This is a genomic window from Flaviramulus aquimarinus, from assembly GCF_039543205.1.
In the GTDB taxonomy this organism is placed as follows: domain Bacteria; phylum Bacteroidota; class Bacteroidia; order Flavobacteriales; family Flavobacteriaceae; genus Flaviramulus_B; species Flaviramulus_B aquimarinus.
The window spans coordinates 1117342-1140021 of the sequence record NZ_BAABJH010000001.1 but is presented as its reverse complement, the minus strand read 5'-3'; the positions used below and the strand labels follow the sequence as shown (position 1 = coordinate 1140021).

Here is a 22680-nt window from a genome sequence, read left to right as displayed (position 1 = left end):
AACTTTAAACCGAATACATACAATTATGTAGAGCGATTTTATAAAAATATTTTTTTGAGGGAATATGACTTGATAAAGTCAAAATGGATTAAGGTTCTTAAATGAACTTAGGGAAATACTTGTTCGCTCGTTTAAGGACTGCTAATGTATGTTAAACGGCAATAGGTTTTATAATATATTCGATGAAGTGTTCATTTTTATCGATTAAGTGCAAAATAGTCACAAAATAGGAGTTGAAAAAATCAAAGGGTTGATTTGTTTTTCACCAAGCTGGTTTTAACTATTTTAGTCTTTACGTCTTCATCTTCTAAAGTATTCTGCATTCTATTTATCAGCAGTTGGGCAGCATGGGCGCCAATAACTTTAGCATGTTGGCGTATGGTGGTAAGCTTAGGCATGGTATGGTTTGACTCTGATTTACTGGAAAAACCTATTACAGATATATCTTTTGGAACCTTTAAACCAAAACCAACAGCTACATTAATGGCTATGATTCCAGAGGAACTATCGGCAGCAATTACACCATCGATACCTTTAGTTTTCTTAAAAAAAGATTTAATCCTTTTAGGATGGTCATCCTTTTTCTTAACCTTTAAGACTAAAGGTTCTAGGTTAGTTGTTTCTAAAATAGCTTTATTATAACCACGCTCTCTTAATTTACCAACACTAATATCATTTATATTACTAATAAAAGCAATTTGTTTTCGGCCTTCTTCTATTAAGCTTTTGGTTGCATTATAGGTGGCATCAAAATCGTCAACAATGACTTTATCGCATAACACATCATGAGCAACCCTATCAAACATAACTATTGGTAAGCCTTGGCTTATTGTTTTTTTAAAATGTTCAATTTCGTTATTCATCTGTGTTTCTTCAGCAACCGATAAAATAAATCCATCCACACTGCCATTTGCTAGTAGCTGTAAACCCTCTTTTTCTTTTTCTAAAGATTCGTTGGATATACAAGTAATAATATTATAACCATGTTTAGTTGCTTCCCTTTCAATACCAAAAAGGACTTTTGCTAAAAAGCGATTAAGAATATTAGGAATTATAACGCCTATGGTTTTTGTTTTGTTGTTTTTTAAGCTTAAAGCGACCTTGTTAGGCTTGTAGTTATACAATTCTGCAAGTTCCTTAACACGCCTAACGGTTTCTTCTCCAATTTCCTCACTATTGTTTAAAGCTTTAGAAACTGTTGATATCGAGACGTTTAATTCTTTTGCTAATTGTTTTAAAGTAACCATGTATTAAATACCTAAATTTTATATGCTACGCAATTTACAAAATTACTATTAGCATTTCAGAATTATTTAGTCCATGCATTCTATTTATTTTTTCTTAAAACCAGCTAAACTTTATTGAAAGAATTATGGATGACCTACTTTTTGTAAATAATCGCTTTTATATTAGAACATCTTAAAAAAGGAATTTTGAAAATTGCTTTATCCAATGAATGCTCTATAAATGTAGTAAATTCATATCTTTAGCCTTATTATAATTTAAGACTTTTGTTAGAGGCATAATTAAGAATAATCAAAACTGTAATGATTACTTTAAAAAAAAGACAGATTTAAATAAAATACTTATAAATGCAAAGAATGTTGTATAGATTAGTATAGTTAATAATAGAATGCTGCAAAGCATGGAAAATCATTGCATATTAATTAATTTAGGCCGTAAAAAAACTATAGAATGAAGAAATCGACCAAGATACTATATTCAGTAATCACCCTTTTAATATTTAACGCTTGTGCAACATATAAGACTCAGTATAAAGAAGAAAATGCAAACAGCACGTTTCCGGATAAGGATATTGCGCATTCATTTTATTTAATTGGCGATGGGGGGAATTCTCCAATGGGTTCGACTTCAGAAGCATTACAGGCTTTTAAATTAGAATTAAACAAAGCACCAAAACATAGTACGGCTGTTTTTTTGGGCGATAATATTTACCCAAAAGGGATGCCCCAAAAAAATGATGAAAGTCGAGCTTTGGCCGAACACCAATTAAAGGTTCAAACCGATGCCGTAAAAGATTTTAAAGGCGACGCTATTTTTATTCCAGGAAACCATGATTGGTATAGCGATGGGTTGAAAGGGTTAAAACGCCAAGAAAAATATATAGAAGATAAACTTGGGAAAAATACATTCCTACCAGAAAATGGATGCCCTATTGAAAAGGTGGAGATCTCTGATGATATTGTTATGATCGTTATTGATTCAGAATGGTATATCACAAATTGGGATAAACACCCAACCATAAATGATGATTGCGAAATTAAAACACGATCTAAGTTTTTTGAAGAACTGGAAGGCTTAATAAAAAAAGCACGCGGTAAAACCACTATTATTGCTATGCATCATCCTATGTTTACCAATGGGCCACATGGCGGGCAATATGATCTTAGTTCACACTTAAAACCCATTCCAGTTTTGGGAACCTTAAAAAATATTTTAAGAAAAACGAGTGGCGTATCGCCAGCCGATTTGCAAAACCAAAAGTATAATACCTTTAAAAAACGAGTTGTAACCATAGCTCAAGAAAATGATAAAGCTCTTTTTGTTTCAGGACACGAACATAGCTTACAGTATTTAGTTCAAGATAATTTACCGCAAATTGTTAGTGGGTCTGGGTCAAAGTCAACAGCAACACGTAATGTTAGCGGTATATTTTCATCAAGCAATTCTGGTTTTGCTAGATTGGATGTGTTCACAGATGGGGCATCCGCTGTCCGGTTTTATTCAGCAAAAGACCATAAGGTTATTTTTCAAACCAAAGTGTTTTCAGAAGACAAAAAAGAAAATACATCCCATGATAAGGATGTGTTTCCAGATCAAAAAACAGCAGCAGTGTATTCTGAAGAAGAAATCACAAAAAGCGGCTTTTATAAATATGTTTGGGGCGAACGTTACCGGTCATATTATGGAACAAAAGTAAACGCTCCCACAGTTAGTTTAGATACCTTGTTTGGTGGATTAACACCAACAAGAAAAGGAGGTGGACACCAATCAAAATCACTTCAATTGATGGATAAAAGCGGAAAGCGTTATGTAATGCGCGCCATTAGAAAAAGTGCAACCGTGTATTTACAAGCAATGGCTTTTAAAGACCAATATATAGAAGGGCAATTTGACGGTACAACTACTGAAAAATTATTACAGGATTTCTATACAGGATCACATCCATATGCACCATTTGTAACAGGAGGTTTATCCGATGCCGTTAATTTATACCACACCAACCCAGTATTGTATTTTGTGCCAAAGCAAAAAACTTTAGCAGCTTTTAATACAGATTTTGGTGATGAATTATATATGATAGAAGAGCATGTATCCGATGGTCATGGAAATCTTAAAAGCTTTGGAAATTCAAACAAAATTGAAAGTACCGATGATTTAATGAAAAAGCTTCGTAAAGACGAAAAATATGTAGTTGATGATGAGATGTTTTTGAGAGCACGATTATTCGATATGGCCATTGGCGATTGGGATAGGCATGTAGACCAATGGCGTTGGGCTGAGTTTAAAGAATCTGATAAGGTTGTTTATAGACCAATTCCGAGAGATAGAGATCAAGCCTTTTCAAATATGGGCGATGGTGCTTTAATGAATTTAGCAACCCGAATTATACCACCGTTAAAATTAATGGAAGGTTTTAATGACGATATTAGAAATGTAAAAGGGTTTAATTTTAGTCCATTTTCATTAGATATGATGTTGCTAAACGAAACCACAAAAAAACAGTGGGAAGCACAGGTGGCGTTTATTCAAAAAAACCTCACGGATACAGTTATAGATAATGCATTTAAAGCCTTTCCAAAAGAAGTTCAAGGCGAAACGATTGCAGAGATAAAACGTGTGCTTAAAGCACGACTTAAAAACCTTCCGGACATAGCAAACAGGTATTACAAAGCGTTAAACAGAACGCCATTGGTTAAAGGTACCGATAAAGACGATTTGTTTGAAATTGAACGTATGCCCAATGGAAATACAAAACTAACCGTATACCGAATAAAAAACGGAAAAAAAGGGACACTTATCCATCAAAAAACATACAATAGCCATGATACTAAAGAAATTTGGATGTATGGATTAGATGACGAAGATGTGTTTAAAGTTACAGGAGAAGGCGATAACCTTATTAAATTAAGATTAGTAGGAGGGCAAAATAATGATACCTATACCATTGAAAATGGCAAGAAAGTAAAGATCTATGATTACAAGTCTAAGAAAAATGAATTTACTACCAAAAAAGGTCGCAAAAACTTAACGGATAATTATGAAACCAATATTTATGATTATGCCAAACCTAAAAATAGTGCCAACCAATTTATACCTTTATTAGGCGCAAATCCAGACGATGGGTTTAAACTAGGGTTTTTAAATACCCTAACCAATTATGGATTTGAACGTAATCCGTTTAGCTCCCAACACACTATTTCAGGCGCCTATTATTTTGCTACAAGCGGATTCGATTTTGAATATAACGGCGAGTTTGCTAACGTGGTAGGAACATGGAATTTGGCCTTAAATGCTAAGTATACAAGTCCAAACTATGCCGTTAATTTCTTTGGATTTGGAAATAGCACACCTAATGAAGAAGCTGATGAAGATGATGGCATAGATAGAGATTTAGACTATAACCGTGTAAAATTGAGCACATTAAAATTTGCACCATCTATAAACTGGAGAGGTGAGTTAGGCGCGCATTTTAAATTAGGTTTAAGCTATGAGTCTATTGAGGTTGAAGAAACCAATAATCGCTTTATAAATACATTTTATGTAGCAAATGGCTTAGAAAACCAAAAAGAATTTGTTGGAGCAGAAGCGATGTATAGTTATAAGAATAAAGATAATGAAGCATTTCCTACTCTAGGTATGCAAACAAGGTTGCAATTAGGATATAAGTCTAATGTAAACGAATCAAAAGGCTTTACCTATTTTATTCCAGAGCTAGGGTTTGATTACAAGTTGGTATCTAGCGGACAATTGGTTTTTGCCACAAATGCCAAAGCACATTTTATATTTGGTGATGATTTTGAGTTTTACCAAGCAGCAAACCTAGGTGCTAATAATGGCCTGCGTGGTTATAGGAATGAACGCTTTTCAGGTAAAAATTCATTTTATCAAAGTACCGATTTACGTTTAAATCTTCGTAAAGTTAAAACCGGACTACTGCCTTTACACATAGGTGTTTATGCAGGGTTTGATTACGGACGTATTTGGATTGATGATGAATTGGTTTTAAATAATAATTTAGCCTACAACTCAAACGCTTGGAATACATCAGTAGGAGGAGGTGTTTTTGCAAATGCGGCCGATATATTAACCTTAAATGTATCAGCATTTAATAGTGATGATGGTTTACGTTTTGCTTTCAAAGTAGGTTTTGGGTTTTAACCTCCAAAACCCTAAACTTTTTTTAGGGTCTTAATTATGATATTATTCTAATGTAAAAGCATACAAATTGCCGCCATTACCATGTGCTTTTTCATCAGTAATATATAAGGTTTGGGCGTCTTTAAAACACACCCCTTCTTTTTGTGATTCAAAAGAAAAATCATATTGCTCAACTGTACCATTAAAAAAATCATCAGAAGTAAAATTTGAAAAAACCATAACAGATTTTTGGGAAAGGAGTGCTACTTGCTTTCCATCAGAACTAATGTCTGCGGAAGTTATCCAACACAATAAATCATTGCAAGCGCTAAACGAACTAATAAATTCAGCAACAAAATGGCCTTGCTTAGCAGGTATCTTATACAAATTTGTTTTTCCAAAATCATTTTTAACACGACTTTTAGTAAATAAGTATAAACTATCGTTGAAGTGGAAAAAAGCTTCGCAATCAAAATACATGCTTTTCTTTTTTGGAGGAAATTTGTTTTGGTCTGGATAATGAAATGAAATACGTTCAATATCAATTTTGTCGGAACTATTCAGGGCATCATGATTTACTTTTAAAATGGCTAAGTTTTTTCTTTTATTCAGGTTGTTTCCAAAGTCGCCAATGTATAAATTGCCATTTTCATCGGATGCTAAATCTTCCCAATCCTTATTTTTTGCATTAATTTTGATTTCTTTTTTGATTTCACCTTTTTTGTTTAAACCATAAATTCTGGCTTTATTACCACTATCATTCAACATCCAAATTAAATTGGAGTTATTTATGGTTTCGGTTCCAGAAACCTCATTTAAAGTTTTAGGAAGATCAATTATAACAGTCAGGTTCCCAGTATCACAGCTCGAAACCATTAAAAAAAAAGAAATAAGTAATTTATTCATTTAGGCAATCAAGATTTATAATGTTAAATTTACAAGATATTTTTGGTATAAGAGCGTATTAATGAATAAAGCACATTTAAAATATCTATGACTACAGCTAATGACTTATTAGACCTTTTAGTTTTAACGCAAATAGACGATACTGAATTTAATGGTGTTAGTGAAACTGTTGGTAGCCCAGTTGTTTTTGGAGGCCAAGTTTTGGCTCAAGCTATAAATGCAGCAAGCAGAACCATTACCAATAAAAGGGTATTGCATTCTATGCACTCCTATTTTTTAGAGGCAGGAGATTTGAAATGGCCAATTACATATAATGTGAATTTGGTTAGAGATGGTGGTAGTTTTTCCGTACGAAGAGTTACGGCGCATCAAAAGAATAAAACCATATTTATATTATCGGCATCATTTCATAAACCAGAAATAGGATATAATCATCAAATAGTCATGAAATCTGGTTTAAACCAACCAGAAACATTATTAAGTTGGACAGACATACTTAAACAATATGGCGATTTTTTACCAAAAAGCCTTAAAGCCTTTTTTGAAATAGAACGCCCCATTGAGTTTAAACCAACTACGTTTGTAAGCCCTGCTGAAAAGAAAGACTTACCACCTTTTTATGATGTGTGGTTTAAATTAAAAGGTGATGTAGGCGATTTAGATTTAGCAACAAAACAACAAATCTTAACCTATGTTTCAGATTATAATATTTTAGTTTCAGCACTTAATCCACATGCAAGTGTAGCCCATTGGGGAAATACACAAACAGCAAGTTTGGACCATTCTATGTGGTATTTTAGAGATTTTGATTTTAGCGATTGGTTATTGTTTTCTATAGAATCACCTAATACGTCTGGTGCCAGAGGATTTGCAAGAGGAAACATTTTTACAAGAGATGGGAAATTAATAGCATCAGTCGCCCAAGAAGGCTTAATGCGACCAAAAAATATAAAAAATGAGTAATAATATTTTAAAAATAGGACACAGAGGAGCTAAAGGGCATTTAGCAGAAAACACCTTAGAATCTATAAGAAAGGCATTAGATTTAGGTGTGGACGGTATTGAGATTGATGTACATCGGTGTGCTTCTGGGCAGTTGGTAGTCTTTCATGACTTTACTTTAGATAGAATGACAAATGGTTCTGGCGAGGTTTCAAAACACACGCTTAAACAATTAAAACAAGTTGTAGTTAAAGGCTATTGCCAAATCCCTACCTTAGCGGAAGTTTTGGCATTTGTAAATAACAAGTGCCTTTTAAATATTGAGTTAAAAGGACAAGATACCGCAAAAGAGGCCAGTAGATTAATAGCCTTTTATGTAGAAAAAAAAGGTTGGGAATATAACAACATTCTTGTTTCAAGTTTTCAAAAGGATTTGTTGGAAACAGTTTATAAAATTAACGATAAAATCCCTTTAGCTGTACTTACCGATACAAATATACATGAGGCTGTTAATTTCGCTAAAACCATAAAAGCGGTGGCAATACATCCAAATTACACCATGTTAACCCAAGAAATAGTTGATACTTTAAAAGAAGACTATAAAGTATTTACATATACGGTAAACAATTTAAATCCCATAGAGCGCATAAAATCTTATGGTGTAGATGGTATAATTTCTGATTTCCCCGATAGGCTATAATGCAAAAAGATGTTATTATAATTGGTGGTGGGGCGGCAGGCTTTTTTGCAGCCATAAATATAGCTGAACAAAATCCAGAACTAAAAGTAACCATTTTAGAACGTGCTAAAGAAGGATTGGCTAAAGTTAAAGTGTCTGGCGGTGGACGTTGTAATGTAACCCATGCCGAGTTTGTACCACAGGAATTAGTACAAAATTATCCACGTGGCGAAAAAGAATTATTAGGGCCTTTTCATCAATTTATGACGGGCGATACTATAGAATGGTTTGAAAAACGAGGCGTAGCGTTAAAGATTGAGGAAGATGGTAGAATGTTTCCAGTTTCTAATTCATCACAAACTATTATTGATTGTTTTTTGAATGAAGCAGAAAAACATCATGTAGAAGTATTGTATAATCATCCAGTAAAATCAATTAAAAAAGCGTCGGAGTTATTTCATATTGAAACACCGGATGGCGAGTTTGTATCTAAAAAAATAGTAGTTGCAACAGGAAGCAATCCTAAAATTTGGAATCTTTTACAAGATTTAGGGCATACCATTTTACAACCAGTTCCATCACTTTTTACATTTAATATAAAAGATGAGCGTATACAGGATATTCCTGGTGTTGTAGCTTTAGATGTTGAAGTAAACGTTTTGGGTACAGATTTGTGGAGCGAAGGGCCATTGCTTATAACCCATTGGGGCATGAGCGCTCCATCCATATTAAAGCTCTCTGCTTTTGGAGCGTTAGAGTTAGCCAAACGCCATTATAAATTTCAAATAGAAGTTAATTTTATAAAGCAAACAGTTAAAGATTGTTTAGATGTTTTAAAGACATTAAAGCAAGATTTAGCAAAAAAAACAATATATAAATCTACGCAATTTGATTTGCCAAAGCGTTTATGGCACAAATTGGTATTGGCATCAAATATGAATGTTGAAACACGTTGGGCCGATTTAAATAAATTACAATTAGAAGATTTGGCAAATCAACTGACAAGAGCCGTTTTTAATGTAGATGGAAAAAGTACATTTAAAGAAGAATTTGTAACCGCAGGAGGGGTTAATCTTAAAGAAATTAATTTTAAAACATTTGAAAGCAAACGCTGTGAAAACTTATATTTTGCTGGAGAAGTTTTAAATATTGATGCCGTTACAGGAGGTTTTAATTTTCAAAATGCTTGGACTGGGGCTTATATAGTGGCAAAATCAATTTCAAAATAAATGAAAACATACATCGCACTTTTAAGAGGTGTAAACGTAAGCGGGCAAAAGAAAATACCAATGGTTGAATTACGTGAATTGCTCTCTAAATCAGGATTGGAACATGTGTTGACATACATTCAAAGTGGTAATGTTGTTTTTCAATCTTTAGAGAAAGATATTCAAAAGCTAGAATTAAAGATTCATGAAGCCATTAAAAACTATTTTGGTTTTGAAGTTCCCATACTAGTTAAAACACCAAAAGAATTACAGCAAATTTTTGATGATTGTCCATTTCCGGAAGAGGAAAAAATGAATAGTTATTTCACGTTCCCATATACAATTCCTGATAAAAGCCTAGTTGAAGAAGCTTCAAAAATGTTATATCCAAATGAGCAGTTTGTTATAACAAATAATTGTATATACTCTTACTGTTTAACAGGTTATGGAAAAGCCAAATACAATAATAATTTTTTTGAACGAAAATTGAAAACAACAGCAACGGCAAGGAACTATAAAACTATGCTAAAGTTGTTATCTTTGTCAACTGAAATATGATATATGACAGCAGAAGATTTTATTCCTAGTTCCGATAGTTATCTCAATAATTCAAAAACGATACAAAGCGGTAGCTTTACATGGTCCTCACCAAGTAATATTGCATTAGTTAAATACTGGGGCAAAAGGCAAAATCAAATTCCAGAAAACCCATCAATTAGTTTTACCCTTGATCATTGTAAAACAACGACGACATTAAGTTTTTTCAAAAAAGAAGATTCAAACGATTTTTCTTTTGAAGTGTTTTTGGATGGTGAAAAGAAAGCCGATTTTAAACCAAAAATAGAGACGTTCTTTAATCGAGTTGAAAACTATTTACCTTTTTTAAAAGACTATCATTTTAAAATAGAAACCTCAAATACCTTTCCGCATAGTTCAGGAATTGCATCTTCAGCATCAGGAATGAGTGCGTTAGCCTTGTGTTTAATGAGTTTAGAAAAGACTTTAAGTCAAGCCGTTTCTGAAGTATATTTTACCAAAAAAGCTTCGTTTTTAGCACGATTAGGTTCAGGAAGTGCATGCCGAAGCCTTGAAGGCGATTTGGTAGTTTGGGGAAAACATGAAGATATTGAAGGAAGCTCAGATTTATATGGCGTAAAATACCCCTATGAGGTTCACGATAATTTCAAAAATTATTATGATACCATTTTGTTGGTTGATAAGGGTGAAAAGCAAGTGAGTAGTACCATAGGCCATAATTTAATGTATGGACACCCATTTGCACAAGAGCGTTTTAAGCAAGCCCATAAAAACCTCTCAGATATAACTAGTATTTTAAAAGAAGGTGATTTAGACAAGTTTATTGCACTAGTAGAAAGTGAAGCATTAACACTTCATGCCATGATGATGACAAGCCTGCCATATTTCATTTTAATGAAACCCAATACACTAGAAATTATAAATAAAATTTGGGAGTTTAGAAAAACAACAGGCTCAAAAGTGTGTTTTACTTTAGATGCTGGAGCCAATGTACATGTTTTATATCCTGAAAATGAAGTAGATTTCATTACGAAATTCATTAATACTGAATTAGTTGCGTTTTGCCAAAAAGGTGAGTATATTAACGATAAAATTGGTTTTGGCGCTAAACTGTTGTAATTTTGCTAAACCAAATCAAAAATTGTTTATGAAAGGACCGCTCTTTTATTCAAAAATTCTACTCTTTGGAGAGTATGGAATCATTAAAGATTCTAAAGGCTTGTCTATTCCATATAACTTCTATAATGGAGCATTAAAGACAGATGAAAACCCTTCGGATGATGCTATAGCGTCTAATCAAAGCTTGAAGCGTTTTGCAGAATATCTACAAAATATTGATGATACATTAGTCACTTTTGATATAACATCTTTAAAGAATCATATACAATCAGGAATGTATTTTGATTCGTCTATCCCTCAAGGTTATGGTGTTGGTAGTAGCGGAGCACTAGTAGCCGCTATATATGATAAGTATGCAAAAGATAAAATAACCGTTTTAGAGAATTTAACACGCGATAAACTTTTAAGATTAAAGGCTGTCTTTTCTGAAATGGAATCTTTTTTTCATGGGAAGTCTTCTGGTTTAGATCCCTTAAATAGTTATTTAAGCATTCCAATACTCATAAACTCTAAAGATAATATTGAAGCTACAGGTATCCCATCTCAAAAAAGCGAAGGGAAAAATGCAGTATTTTTATTAGATAGTGGTATTATTGGCGAAACAGCACCAATGGTAAGCTTGTTTATGGAAAACATGAAACAAGAAGGTTTTCGAAGCATGCTTAAAAATCAATTTATCAAGCATACAGATGCCTGTGTAGACGATTTTTTAAAGGGCGATGTTAAGTCTTTATTTAGAAACACAAAACGCCTTTCAAAAGTGGTTTTAAACCATTTTAAACCTATGATTCCTCAACAATTTCATGAGCTTTGGAAAAAAGGTATTGAAACCAATGAATATTACTTGAAATTATGTGGCTCAGGTGGCGGTGGTTATATTCTTGGATTTACTGAAGATATTGATAAAGCAAAACAATCCCTTGCAGATTATAAGTTAGAAGTCGTTTACAACTTCTAAATTTCTATTATTGCCATACAACCCTGATAGCTGCAGGAGTGGTTTCATCAAAATTTATATGTCATGCTATCTAGAAAACAAAAGCACATTCTACTTAAGTTTTTCAGCATGTTTTCTGTGGTTAGAGGCTACAACATCCTCATTATAGTTATTGCACAATACTTAGCGTCAATTTATATTATGGCGCACAATAAACCTTTAAAACAAGTTGTATTAGACCTTAATTTGTTTATGTTGGTTCTGGCATCGGCAGCCACTATTGCAGGCGGGTATATCATTAATAATTTTTATGATTCCGAAAAAGATTTAATAAACAGACCTATAAAATCCAGATTAGATAAATTGGTGAGTCAAAATACAAAGCTATCATTCTATTTTGTACTGAATTTCATGGCCGTTGTTATGGCAAGTTACGTGTCTTTTAAAGCGGTGATTTTCTTTTCAGTTTACATTTTCGGGATATGGTTTTATTCGCATAAACTAAAAAAATTGCCTTTTATTGGCAATTTAGTATCGGCTGTGTTAACCATTACACCATTTTTTGCCATTTTTATGTATTATAAAAATTTTGAAACAGTCATTTTTGTACATGCAGTTTTCTTGTTTTTAATGATAGCTATGAGAGAGTTGACAAAAGATTTAGAGAACATAAAAGGTGATTTGACTCAAGGTTATAAAACCATTCCAATTATTTATGGTGAAAAAGCATCTAAAATCATGCTTACCGTATTATCTTTTCTAACACTGATTCCAACCTATTTACTTTTATATCGTTTTGAAATAGGTTACATGTATTTATATTTTTACCTCAGTATCATTTTATTACTTATGTTCTTATTAATACTTTGGAAATCCAAAACAAAAACCCACTATTTGATACTTCATAATATTTTGAAATTCATGATTGTTGCTGGTGTTTCTTGTATTGTTTTAATTAATGTTGGTGTTGTTTTAAATCGTATTTAAATAATTAGGATTCATTACAAGGGTTGGTTTGTTTATTAGTTCAAAAATGAATATCCACAAGTAATACTTGATACAGAAGCAACAAAACAACAATCTTAAATCAAGAATCATAATTTTAAGTATATCTTTGCACAAAATTACAAGTCATGAACAGACATCAAGGGAGTAAAGGAAAAGGAAAGCCGTCAGGACGAGGAAGTGGAAACATACGTCCTAAGAGTTATGCAAGAGTAAATACACCTGTAAAAAAGAATAACCCAACACCTAAAAAACCTGGGAATCCTGATGAAATCAGATTAAATAAATATGTGGCCAACTCAGGGATGTGTTCCCGTCGTGAAGCCGATGTATATATCGCTACAGGATTGGTTTCTGTAAACGGAAAAGTAATTACAGAAATGGGCTTTAAAGTTAAATTGGGCGATGAAGTTCGTTATGATGGCGCACGTATAAACCCAGAGAAAAAGGCTTATGTGTTGCTTAACAAGCCTAAAGGGTTTGCTACAACAACTAGCGAAGGAAAAGGCAGAACGGTTATGGATTTAGTAGCCAATGCAACACCGTCTCGTGTAAAACCCATTGGGCGCTTAGGTAGAAACTCAAAAGGCTTATTATTGTTTACAAATGATGATGCCATTACAGCTAAATTTACGAACTCTAAAAATGGTGTAGCACGTCTATTTCATATCGAGTTAGATAAAAATTTAAAGCTTGAAGATTTAAAAAAGGTTCAAGCTGGTTTTAAGGTACACGACAAACTTATAAGTGTTGAAGAAATTAGTTATATAGACGGCGCTTCAAAAAGAGAAATAGGACTTAAAATTAAGAATACAGGAAATACCTTAATCCGAACTATTTTTGATTATTTAAAGTATGATATTGTCAGTTTAGATTGCGTAGCTATTGGTCACCTTACCAAAAAGGATATACCACGTGGCAGTTGGAAACATTTAACAGAACAAGAGTTAAATACTTTAAAGATGCTTTAGGGATTAATAATTCAATCAAGAAAACCATTATATTCCAGAATAAGTTTACAATAAGAAAAAGGTTAATTAATTCATAGATCAACTAGTTTAATATTTAAACTCTAATAGATTGCTGAGCACTTTTCAGCATCTAAGAAACATGCTTTTCTAAATAAATAAAGTTTATTTTTTACACGCTTAACACATAGTTAATCTACAAATTATATCTTTAAGGCTTCAAGATATAATTTGAATATTAAGTATATTGTTTTTACATTTTTTATTTTTTTACGTACCTTTTGGGTGCTAAATCCTGCTCAAGTCACCAAATTTTAAAAAGAAAACCTAAGCATGAGAAACAAGAAGGATAATTTAAAACGTGTTATTGTAGACTTTAAAAAGTTAACCCCAGAAATATTAGCTTTATTAGTTGAAAGGTATCCAGATGGCTATGGAGAAAGCCAAATAATATCTTTCAAAAATCAACATAATGAAATTATTGAAGCTATAGAGGTAACCACTCATGATACTAAATATTTAGTAAAAGTGAGTACAAAACTTGTTACGACTATGGCAAATTATGATGAAGATGATTATGAGGATTTTGCTGAAGATGATCCCGAAGCCATACAGGATCCAGATTTAATTGATAATAATTAATAATATATTTGTAATTATGAGAATAGCTGTTTTTAAGTCTTACAAAGAGGGGTATTATACCTTTTGGTTTGAAAATGGAGAAGAATTAGTGTTTGAAGATGTACATCCACGTGTTTTAAAACAATACGATTTAAAAAACAATGAAGATCTAATCGATCAAGAATTTAGATTAACATTTGTTGAAGATGCAGATGGTGACGATGTTTATTATAGAATAGAAAGTTTAAAACCTATAGAGGCTTAAACGGCATCATTTTTGTTTTTATAAATGTCCGTGTTCAATAAGCTATCGGATAAGGACATATATCAAAACGTACTCTATAATTAATTTGGAATTTTGTTAGCTGAATTTCCAAAATGGTTTTTAATTAAATTTAAAATATTGTAAAAATGAAAGTAAAAAATTTAATTGTGTTAAGTACTTTAATGGTCTCATTATTAACATTCACAAGTTTTAAAACACCAACAATTTCAAATGCGCCTATTAGCGAGTCATTAATCCAAGACGGATTAATAGTTTACGCTACATATTCTGGACATTCAGATTCAGGGTATAATTTTGTAGTTAAAGATAGAAAAGGAAATGAGCAGACATTAACGTTTCAAAAAGTAGATGACGGGGTGTTAAAAACCTTCGATTTAAATTCTGAAGCTTTGGTAGGAACTAAATTTAAAGTCATCTTTAATAGGAATGCCAGCTCGACTGATGATAATTTAGTTGATACCATTACTAGTTTAGAAAAAATGGAAACCGCCTATTAGTAAAGATTCCTATGCGTATATGATGCAGGCTTCCTCTTTGGAAGCCTTTTTTATATAACTTCTCAAAGCATTAAAAATATATTTTAATCTACTTTTATATTAAACGCTTTGAAAGGTTAAGTGAATTTTGAAAAATCAATTTATAATAGTTTTATTTTTTTTAAAAATTTCGAACAAAAATACGCTATAAACAATAACATACTCTAAAGCAATCACCCATAGTTTTTCAGATTTATCGGCATTGTCAATATGCATATAAGCTAAATAACTAAGTATAATAACAAAGCTCCACACTAATGGGAATTTATATCTTGTAAACACCGATAATATTAAAAGCGTAGCCACATACCAAGGATGTACGGTAGTGGTGGTAAAATAGTAAAAAGATAATGCCAATAACATAGCAGTAATAAGTTCTACCGTAGTTTTGTTTTTCCTAAAAAAGGTAATAATAAGAATAAACAAAACAACAATAATAGGTGTTGTTTTTCCAATAATGGCAATTTCATTGTAGCCTCTAAAAGTATAGCCTATTTCTCTGGCTATGTAATAAATACTACCATTAAACTCGAAATTTTGAAACCATAGTGCTACCGTTTGAGAATAGTTATTTATAAATTCAGCGGAATAAAAAGGCGCAAAAAGTAGGAGTGTGGTTATGCCTACAAGAATATAGAATCCAATCAATCTCGTCAGGTTGAGCGCAGTCGAAACCTCTTTTTTTTTGTCATTACGTTTCATAAACCATTGAAAAAACAACGGCAAAAATATTAAAGGAATCAATTTAACCGAAATAGATAAGGCTAAAACCACTGCAGCAAATTGCCATTTACCAACATGTAGTAAATACAAACTCCAAACCAAAAAGAAAATCATGACACCTTCAAAATGGAGGTTACCAGTCAATTCAATAATAATAAATGGATTTAAAATATACCAGAATATATGATGAACAGGGATATTAAGCTTTTCTAACAGTTTTTTGCCAAAATACAAAGTTCCAAAATCGGCAGCAATAATGAGTAAGCGCATTACAATTGCAGACCCCAAAATACTTTTACCAGCAAAAAGGGCAGCAATTGTAAAACAGAGTTGATTTATGGGCGGATAATTAGTAAAATGACTGGCGTTTAAGTCACCCATACCAGTTCGTAATTCTTGAGCTTGAGCTACAGGAAACTCCCCTTGGCTTATAAAAGACTCCACAGTAAACAAATAAGGGTTTATACCTTCTAAAATCATGCGTCCATCCCAAATAAAACGATAGAAATCTTGTGATAAGTTGGGTATGGCCAATATGAAAATGACTCTAAATCCAAACGCCAAATAGGTTAAGACTTTGATATTATGCTTTAAAACCTGTAATAGTTTATAAAATAAAAAGAATAGCACCACATATAACCCTATTAATTTCACATAATCTGTACGCATTAAATCGTAAGCAAATGATGCGTAAAACAACACACTGCTTAATACTAAAATCAGAGGTATTCTATTTAGTCTTAAAAAAGTGGGGTTTAAAAGCATATGGTAAATATAATATTATTTGTTTGTCTTGATAAATGGGAGTTATTTACTTCTAAAAGAAAAATAACATATTCATTTTGCTATTGATATAAAACATTAAAACGATATCATATCATCATAGAAAATTGCTTTCCGAGTTAGAGATTGAATGGATGTTTGAACTTGTAAACACAGAAGGAAACTTATGTTTCTAATCTAAACCTTTGACGCCAAAGACTTAAAAAACACATAACCAAAACCTACAAATAACATAAGATGAAATGGAAAGAGCCCAAAATCACCACCTTGGTTACCTACAATAAAGGCGCTGTACATACCAAAACCGAAATAGAGCATAAGTAACCCTTCAAAAATAACGTGTACTGACACAGTCTTTTTCATGTACTTGTTATTTTTCCAATTGTCTTTATACTTTTTGATATTGAATTTTGGTGTCCGTACAAATTCAGATTTTTTGCCCAAATGTCCTTCTAGAACGGCAATGGAATTATGTAATGAAAAGCCCATGGCTATTGAGAAAAACACAAAAAACATACCTATGTAATTTATAAAGTTTTTAAAGCCACCACCATAAATATTTTTGTACATAAACCAATAACACACAAAAAAGATAACGGTGCTTAACACAAAGAAACTCATCACATAAAAGTATGGTCTTAAATGTGCGTATTCATTTTTTATATATAGCATAGGAATGCTTAAAACACCTACAATTAGGACGTTTAAAAACATGGTACTGTTTAATAAATGCAGTAAACCGTGTACTTTAGTTTTTGCTGAAATATTTTTGCTTTTAAAAACACGCCCAAGCATTTTTTGGAAGTTTTCTGCACCACCTTTATTCCATCTAAATTGTTGCGAACGGGCCGCACTGATAACGATTGGGAGTTCAGCAGGGGTTTCTACATGTTCTAAATATTTAAACTTCCAGTTTTTTAACTGAGCACGGTAACTTAGGTCAAGGTCTTCGGTTAGGGTATCGCCTTCCCAATTCCCTGCGTCTATAATACAAGCCTTGCGCCAAAGTCCAGCAGTACCATTAAAGTTTATAAAATGTCCTTTACTGTTTCTGCCAACTTGTTCTAAAGTAAAGTGAGCATCGAGTGCAAAAGCCTGAATTTTTGTGAGTATAGAAAAATTTCTGTTAATATGTCCCCAACGAGTTTGAACTACACCAATGTTTTCATCTTTAAAATAGGGTACGGTACGCTTTAACCAGTCTTTTTTAGGTAGAAAATCAGAATCGAAAATAGCAATAATATCGCCTTTGGCAACCTTAAGGCCTTCCTTAAGCGCGCCAGCTTTAAACCCAGAACGGTCAGTTCTGGTAATGTGTTTAATGTCTAACCCAGTGGTTTTTAAGCGTTCTATTTGTTTGAATGTTGTTGCTATAGTTTCATCAGTAGAATCATCTAATACCTGAATTTCTAATTTGTCTTTAGGGTAATCTATAAGTGCAATATTATCTAACAGACGCTCCATAACATACATTTCATTGTAAACAGGAAGTTGTATGGTAATATATGGGATTTCGTCTGGGTTTGTTAAATCGAATTTAGAACAATCGTCTTTTATACGTTTGGAAGATAAGTAATTGAATAATAAATTAAGTTGCGCTAATGCATATAGGAATATAAGCAATAGTGCTATGGTATAGATTACAATAACTGTAGTTTCTAAAATCATTTTTTGAGACTGTATTTAAAAATCCAACCTAATATTTTTACGCCTGCAAATATAGCACCTTTTATTGTACCAGACACTTTTGAAACTCCAATTCTATTTCTGTAATTTACTGGTATTTCGATATATGTCAATTTTTGTTTTAGTACTTTTAACTGCATTTCTACGGTCCAACCATAGGTTTTGTCTTCCATATTAAGGGCTAATAGCTTTTGGTATTTAATGGCTCTAAAAGGGCCAAGGTCAGTAAACTTAGCTCTAAAAAAAAGTTTCATTAAGTTCGTTGCCAGCCAATTACCAAAAACTTGTGGAAATGTCATAGACCCCTGTTCTCTAAGTCGTTTAACACGAGCACCAATTACAAAATCTATGTTATCATTAAGTATTGGGGTTACTATTTTTGTCAATTCTTCTGGGTAATCGCTGTAATCGCCATCAAGAAATACAACTATATCTGGTTTTTCCGTTTGGCTTGCAATGTGTTGCATACCTTTTAAACAGGCATAACCATAACCTTTATTTATTTCTGTTAGAACGGTGGCTCCAGCTTTTTTAGCGTTGATTTCCGTATCATCAGTGGAATTATTGCTTACTACAATAATCTCGTCAACAGTTTTTGGAATATCACTTATAACATGTGTTATAGAATCTGCTTCGTTAAAAGCTGGAATGATGACTTTTATTTTGGTCATTTAAGGTCGCTGAGTTTATTTTCTCTTTTAAAGGATGCAAAGGTACTCCATTCTTTTAATTTTTTACCTGCTTTATATTTTGAAGCTGAAACTAGTTTTTCATTGTTGTATATAAGACAATACCCGTTTTTTATATTGTTTTTTAGTTGGCATTTATGATTTACTTTTTCCATATCGTCATAAAATAACCACCAATTATTTTTTTTGCCATTTTGAAAATGCCCTTCTTTTTCTAGATGCCCATTAATCGTGTAAAACTTCCAGTATTTAGTTTCCTTATTGGCTAAAAAATGCCCTTCTTTTTTAAGTGTTCCGTTGTTGTAATAGAATTTCCAAAATTTAATTTTTTGATTATTTTCGATCCAACCCTGGGATATGATGTTTTGATTTCCATCATAATTTCTTTGATAGGTTTTTTGAGCAAAAACTGCTGTTGAAAATAGTAGTAGCACGATGAGTTTGTTCATTTAATATAGTGTCGAAGACTATTTTTTGTTCACCAAATCCATTAAGTCAACATCGTTTCCTAATAAAATTTCTGTTGGGTTGATACGTCCTTGCATACTGTCGTTTTCTAACTTTAAAACACCTCTTGGGCAAACTGCAGAGCAAATGCCACAGCCAACACAACTGGAACGCACAATATTTTCGCCTTTTTGAGCATAGTGTCGAACATCAATCCCCATTTCGCAACTGTTGGAGCAATTCCCACAAGAAATACATTGCCCGCCATTGGTCGTAATCCTAAATTTTGAAAACAAACGTTGTTGAAACCCTAGAATAGCCGCCATAGGGCATCCAAACCTACACCAAGAACGACTTCCTAGAATAGGATAAAACCCAGTGCCGATAACCCCTGAAAAAATAGAACCAATATAAATACCATAAGCAGATCTTAACGCACCACCTTTAACATAAAAAACATGTTGTGTAGTTCCTGTAAAATGCATGATTAATAATAGGGCGATAACCACAAAGAAACCAATAGCGCCAAATTTGGCATCTTTACCAAGTTCTTTACCTTTAAAGAACATAACGCCTGCAAAAATTAAAGTTAAGAAACCGATAACTAAAGCTATAAAAACACCTCTGGTTAGCCAAAAATCATTTTTATCATAACCTAAATACGTGTATATCATGGCTGTTGTCATAACTACAGAGAATACTAAAACGGTATGGATTAGCCAACGCTCTAATTTCCAAGCAGACATTTTTTTAGATGATAATTGTCTAAAAGAATCTCCTGCAGTTTCTGCTAATCCACCACAACCACATACCCAAGAACAATACCAACGTTTTCCATACTTATAGGTTAGAATTGGAGAAATCACGAAAATTGTGATAATCCCAAAAAGAATTAAGCCTAAGCCAATATTTCCGTTAGAAAGAAAGGCCTTTACGGACCATTCATCAAAAATATAATAGTTGAGTGGCCACATAGATTTTAAATCGTAGTAAGGCAAGTCACTATTCATAACATACATAAATTCAGGAATCAAAAAGGCAAAACCCAATTGAAAAAACATGACTGAAACGGTACGTACTTGTTGGTAGCGGTTGTGTCTGTATTTGAGTATGAATTTATATCCAAAAGCTAAAATAGCAACGGTGTAAAGCGTTCCGTAAACAAACCATTGGCTAGCATTTCTACCACTTAATAACTGACTTAAAGGGTCAAATAAACGAATTAAACCTGTGTTTTCTGCGCCATTGCTTCCTAAGCCTAAATACTTTGGATAAAAATAAAGCACAATATAAAATGTGGTTAGTATAACGCCAACTATCCAACCCCAAACACCTCGTGATGAAATGGATTTAAACCAAACACCATCATTTTTTATACCTTCTAGTTTTGTTAAGTAAGCATCTCTAGAGTAGACAATTATTCCAACAGATATTAATCCTAAGGCAAGTGTAAGGAACAATCCTTTATTTGGAAAATTGGTATTGAAAAGGGCCAATGTTAGGATGAATAATCCAATAACACCAATTGCTAATGCTATTTTTTGTTTGTTTGAAATGTCTACGGCATCTGGTTTTGCCAATGACATACTATGGCTTATTTTATTGCTCATGGATTATGCGATTTTTAGTTGTTTGTTATAAGCTGAAAGTATTTCGGCTTCATAATGGCTATAGAATTCTGGGTCAAAATTTGCTTCAGATAAATGATTCATTACAAAATCAACATCCTGTTTTTTAGTAAGCCAAGTGTCGAATGTTTCATGGCGCATTCTAATTCCAAAAGTATTAATACCTAAAAATTCATTTGTGTTTTTATCATAGCATACTGTAATGCATTTCGTGTCGTCTTCATGTTTCCAATGGAAATGTGTTTCGTTTTCTTTTGGTTTTGCAAATACCCATCCATAGGTTTGATATTCTATATCTAAAAATTTAGCGGAGTTAAACCAATGTCCGGGTTTGTATTGAATTCTGTTTCCGCAAATGGTTTGTGCTACAGTTTCACCCATCATACGTCCAGTATACCAAACGGCTTCAATAGGTCTGCGGCCATTTATACCTTCATGTTGTTCAGCGCAATCGCCAATAGCATATATGTCAGGAATATTGGTTTCTAAAAACCTATTTACTTTTACACCTCTACCTGTTTCAAGGTCAGAATCTTTTATAAAATCAATATTAGGCGACACCCCAGCGGTCAGTCCAACCACATTGCAAGCAATTTCTTCGCCTGTTTCCTGAATAATTATGGATTTTACTTTACCATTTTCATCAGAAACAATTTCTTTTAAATTCGTACCAAGACGTAAATCTATATGATGGTTTTTTATATGTCTGTTAATCATTTCGCTTTCACCTTCTGGTAAAACACCATTCCAAAAACTATTTTCCCTAACCAAAAATGTTACAGGAATTTGTCTCGAATTTAGCATTTCAGCAAGTTCAATACCTATTAAGCCACCACCAACAATTACGGCACGTTTACATGCTTTATTATTAGGTGCATGCTTTTCAAGGTTTTCTAAATCTTGCTTATGGTACATACCCATAACGCCTTCTAAATCTTGTCCTGGCCAACCAAATTTGTTGGGTTTACTTCCTGTTGCGATAATTAATTTATCATATTCTAAAGTATCACCTTCAGCAAAATGAAGTGTTTTTGTTTTATCGTCTATCGTTTTTACATAGCCTTTTTTAAGATTAATTCTGTTTTTCTTCCAAAACCAATCTTCATAAGGTTGCGTATGTTCAAATTTCATATGACCCATATATATATACATAAGTGCTGTACGCGAGAAAAAATAATCGGTTTCAGCTGAAACGATAGTAATTTTTTTATCAGAAAGCTTTCTAATGTGCCTAGCGGCAGTAACACCAGAAATTCCGTTTCCTATAATAACAATATGTTCTTTCATCTGTTAAAGGTTATTTGTCTTTTAAGATTATATGCAATTCGTTTGTATGCTTTTTTATGGTTAAGACACATATCAGGTATATTACATATTTTGGTTGTTATGTTGAAGTCTGTCGAAGCTAAAGATAATAACTTATATTCAAGCAGGTAATTTAGAATGGGTTTAAATTGAATAGGTTATGTAAGGATTTTGAATTCCAACAGACGGCAAAAATCTTTTTTTAGTTGTGTAAGTTACTTAACATTTAGTGCGACATAAGAGCAGTTACTTTGCAAAGTATAAAATATAAAACATGTCTGTAAAGATTATAA

Annotated in this window: 20 protein-coding genes; 12 read left to right on the top strand and 8 right to left on the bottom strand. The window is 32.7% G+C overall.

Annotation, left to right across the window (positions count from 1 at the left end; genetic code table 11):
* Window positions 1-242 precede the first annotated feature (242 nt).
* Window positions 243-1247, bottom strand: coding sequence for a LacI family DNA-binding transcriptional regulator (locus ABD941_RS05255; protein ID WP_345272982.1), 1005 nt, complete (start codon window positions 1245-1247; stop codon window positions 243-245).
* A gap of 448 nt (window positions 1248-1695) precedes the next feature.
* Here ABD941_RS05255 and ABD941_RS05250 point away from each other — a divergent pair, with 448 nt between their 5' ends.
* A complete protein-coding gene (locus ABD941_RS05250) occupies window positions 1696-5403 on the top strand; it encodes a metallophosphoesterase (protein WP_345272981.1) in 3708 nt (1235 codons plus the stop codon).
* A 42-nt stretch (window positions 5404-5445) separates the two neighbouring features.
* Here ABD941_RS05250 and ABD941_RS05245 read toward each other — a convergent pair whose 3' ends face one another.
* Window positions 5446-6288, bottom strand: a complete 843-nt coding sequence (locus ABD941_RS05245; protein ID WP_345272980.1) for a hypothetical protein — start codon at window positions 6286-6288, stop codon at window positions 5446-5448.
* Window positions 6289-6375: 87 nt separating this feature from the next.
* Between ABD941_RS05245 and ABD941_RS05240 the strand changes: the two genes are divergently transcribed.
* From ABD941_RS05240 to ABD941_RS05190, 11 genes are all read left to right on the top strand, one after another.
* On the top strand, window positions 6376-7251 hold the full coding sequence (locus ABD941_RS05240; protein ID WP_345272979.1) for an acyl-CoA thioesterase: 876 nt from the start codon (window positions 6376-6378) through the stop codon (window positions 7249-7251).
* Entirely contained in the window at window positions 7244-7930 is a 687-nt protein-coding gene (locus ABD941_RS05235) for a glycerophosphodiester phosphodiesterase (protein WP_345272978.1), read from the top strand. Before ABD941_RS05240 ends, ABD941_RS05235 begins: the two co-directional genes overlap by 8 nt.
* A complete protein-coding gene (locus ABD941_RS05230) occupies window positions 7930-9138 on the top strand; it encodes a BaiN/RdsA family NAD(P)/FAD-dependent oxidoreductase (protein WP_345272977.1) in 1209 nt (402 codons plus the stop codon). The genes ABD941_RS05235 and ABD941_RS05230 overlap by 1 nt, the downstream gene beginning before the upstream one ends.
* Complete coding sequence (locus ABD941_RS05225; RefSeq protein WP_345272976.1) at window positions 9139-9675, top strand: DUF1697 domain-containing protein; 537 nt, start codon at window positions 9139-9141, stop codon at window positions 9673-9675.
* 3 nt (window positions 9676-9678) lie between these two features.
* Entirely contained in the window at window positions 9679-10773 is a 1095-nt protein-coding gene (locus ABD941_RS05220) for a diphosphomevalonate decarboxylase (protein WP_345272975.1), read from the top strand.
* A gap of 28 nt (window positions 10774-10801) precedes the next feature.
* A complete protein-coding gene (locus ABD941_RS05215) occupies window positions 10802-11731 on the top strand; it encodes a mevalonate kinase family protein (RefSeq protein ID WP_345272974.1) in 930 nt (309 codons plus the stop codon).
* Window positions 11732-11794: 63 nt separating this feature from the next.
* On the top strand, window positions 11795-12697 hold the full coding sequence (locus ABD941_RS05210) for a geranylgeranylglycerol-phosphate geranylgeranyltransferase (RefSeq protein ID WP_345272973.1): 903 nt from the start codon (window positions 11795-11797) through the stop codon (window positions 12695-12697).
* 146 nt (window positions 12698-12843) lie between these two features.
* Window positions 12844-13686, top strand: a complete 843-nt coding sequence (locus ABD941_RS05205) for a pseudouridine synthase (RefSeq protein ID WP_345272972.1) — start codon at window positions 12844-12846, stop codon at window positions 13684-13686.
* A gap of 330 nt (window positions 13687-14016) precedes the next feature.
* Window positions 14017-14325: a hypothetical protein gene (locus ABD941_RS05200; RefSeq protein WP_345272971.1), complete on the top strand. Its 309-nt coding sequence runs from the start codon at window positions 14017-14019 to the stop codon at window positions 14323-14325.
* Between the two features lie 16 nt (window positions 14326-14341).
* On the top strand, window positions 14342-14569 hold the full coding sequence (locus tag ABD941_RS05195; protein ID WP_345272970.1) for a hypothetical protein: 228 nt from the start codon (window positions 14342-14344) through the stop codon (window positions 14567-14569).
* 146 nt (window positions 14570-14715) lie between these two features.
* Entirely contained in the window at window positions 14716-15087 is a 372-nt protein-coding gene (locus ABD941_RS05190; protein ID WP_345272969.1) for a hypothetical protein, read from the top strand.
* Window positions 15088-15222: 135 nt separating this feature from the next.
* Here ABD941_RS05190 and ABD941_RS05185 read toward each other — a convergent pair whose 3' ends face one another.
* The 6 genes from ABD941_RS05185 to ABD941_RS05160 all read right to left on the bottom strand — a co-directional run bounded on the left by ABD941_RS05185 (window position 15223) and on the right by ABD941_RS05160 (window position 22369).
* Window positions 15223-16614: an MptA/MptB family glycosyltransferase gene (locus ABD941_RS05185; protein ID WP_345272968.1), complete on the bottom strand. Its 1392-nt coding sequence runs from the start codon at window positions 16612-16614 to the stop codon at window positions 15223-15225.
* 195 nt (window positions 16615-16809) lie between these two features.
* On the bottom strand, window positions 16810-18300 hold the full coding sequence (locus ABD941_RS05180) for a cellulose synthase family protein (RefSeq protein ID WP_345272967.1): 1491 nt from the start codon (window positions 18298-18300) through the stop codon (window positions 16810-16812).
* On the bottom strand, window positions 18297-18989 hold the full coding sequence (locus tag ABD941_RS05175; RefSeq protein ID WP_345272966.1) for a glycosyltransferase family 2 protein: 693 nt from the start codon (window positions 18987-18989) through the stop codon (window positions 18297-18299). Before ABD941_RS05175 ends, ABD941_RS05180 begins: the two co-directional genes overlap by 4 nt.
* Complete coding sequence (locus tag ABD941_RS05170) at window positions 18986-19456, bottom strand: toxin-antitoxin system YwqK family antitoxin (RefSeq protein WP_345272965.1); 471 nt, start codon at window positions 19454-19456, stop codon at window positions 18986-18988. Before ABD941_RS05170 ends, ABD941_RS05175 begins: the two co-directional genes overlap by 4 nt.
* 18 nt (window positions 19457-19474) lie before the next feature.
* A complete protein-coding gene (locus tag ABD941_RS05165) occupies window positions 19475-21064 on the bottom strand; it encodes a 4Fe-4S binding protein (protein WP_345272964.1) in 1590 nt (529 codons plus the stop codon).
* A gap of 3 nt (window positions 21065-21067) precedes the next feature.
* Window positions 21068-22369 carry an NAD(P)/FAD-dependent oxidoreductase gene (locus ABD941_RS05160; RefSeq protein WP_345272963.1) on the bottom strand — a complete coding sequence of 434 codons (1302 nt, stop codon included), beginning with the start codon at window positions 22367-22369 and terminating at the stop codon, window positions 21068-21070.
* Between the last annotated feature and the right edge of the window lie 311 nt (window positions 22370-22680).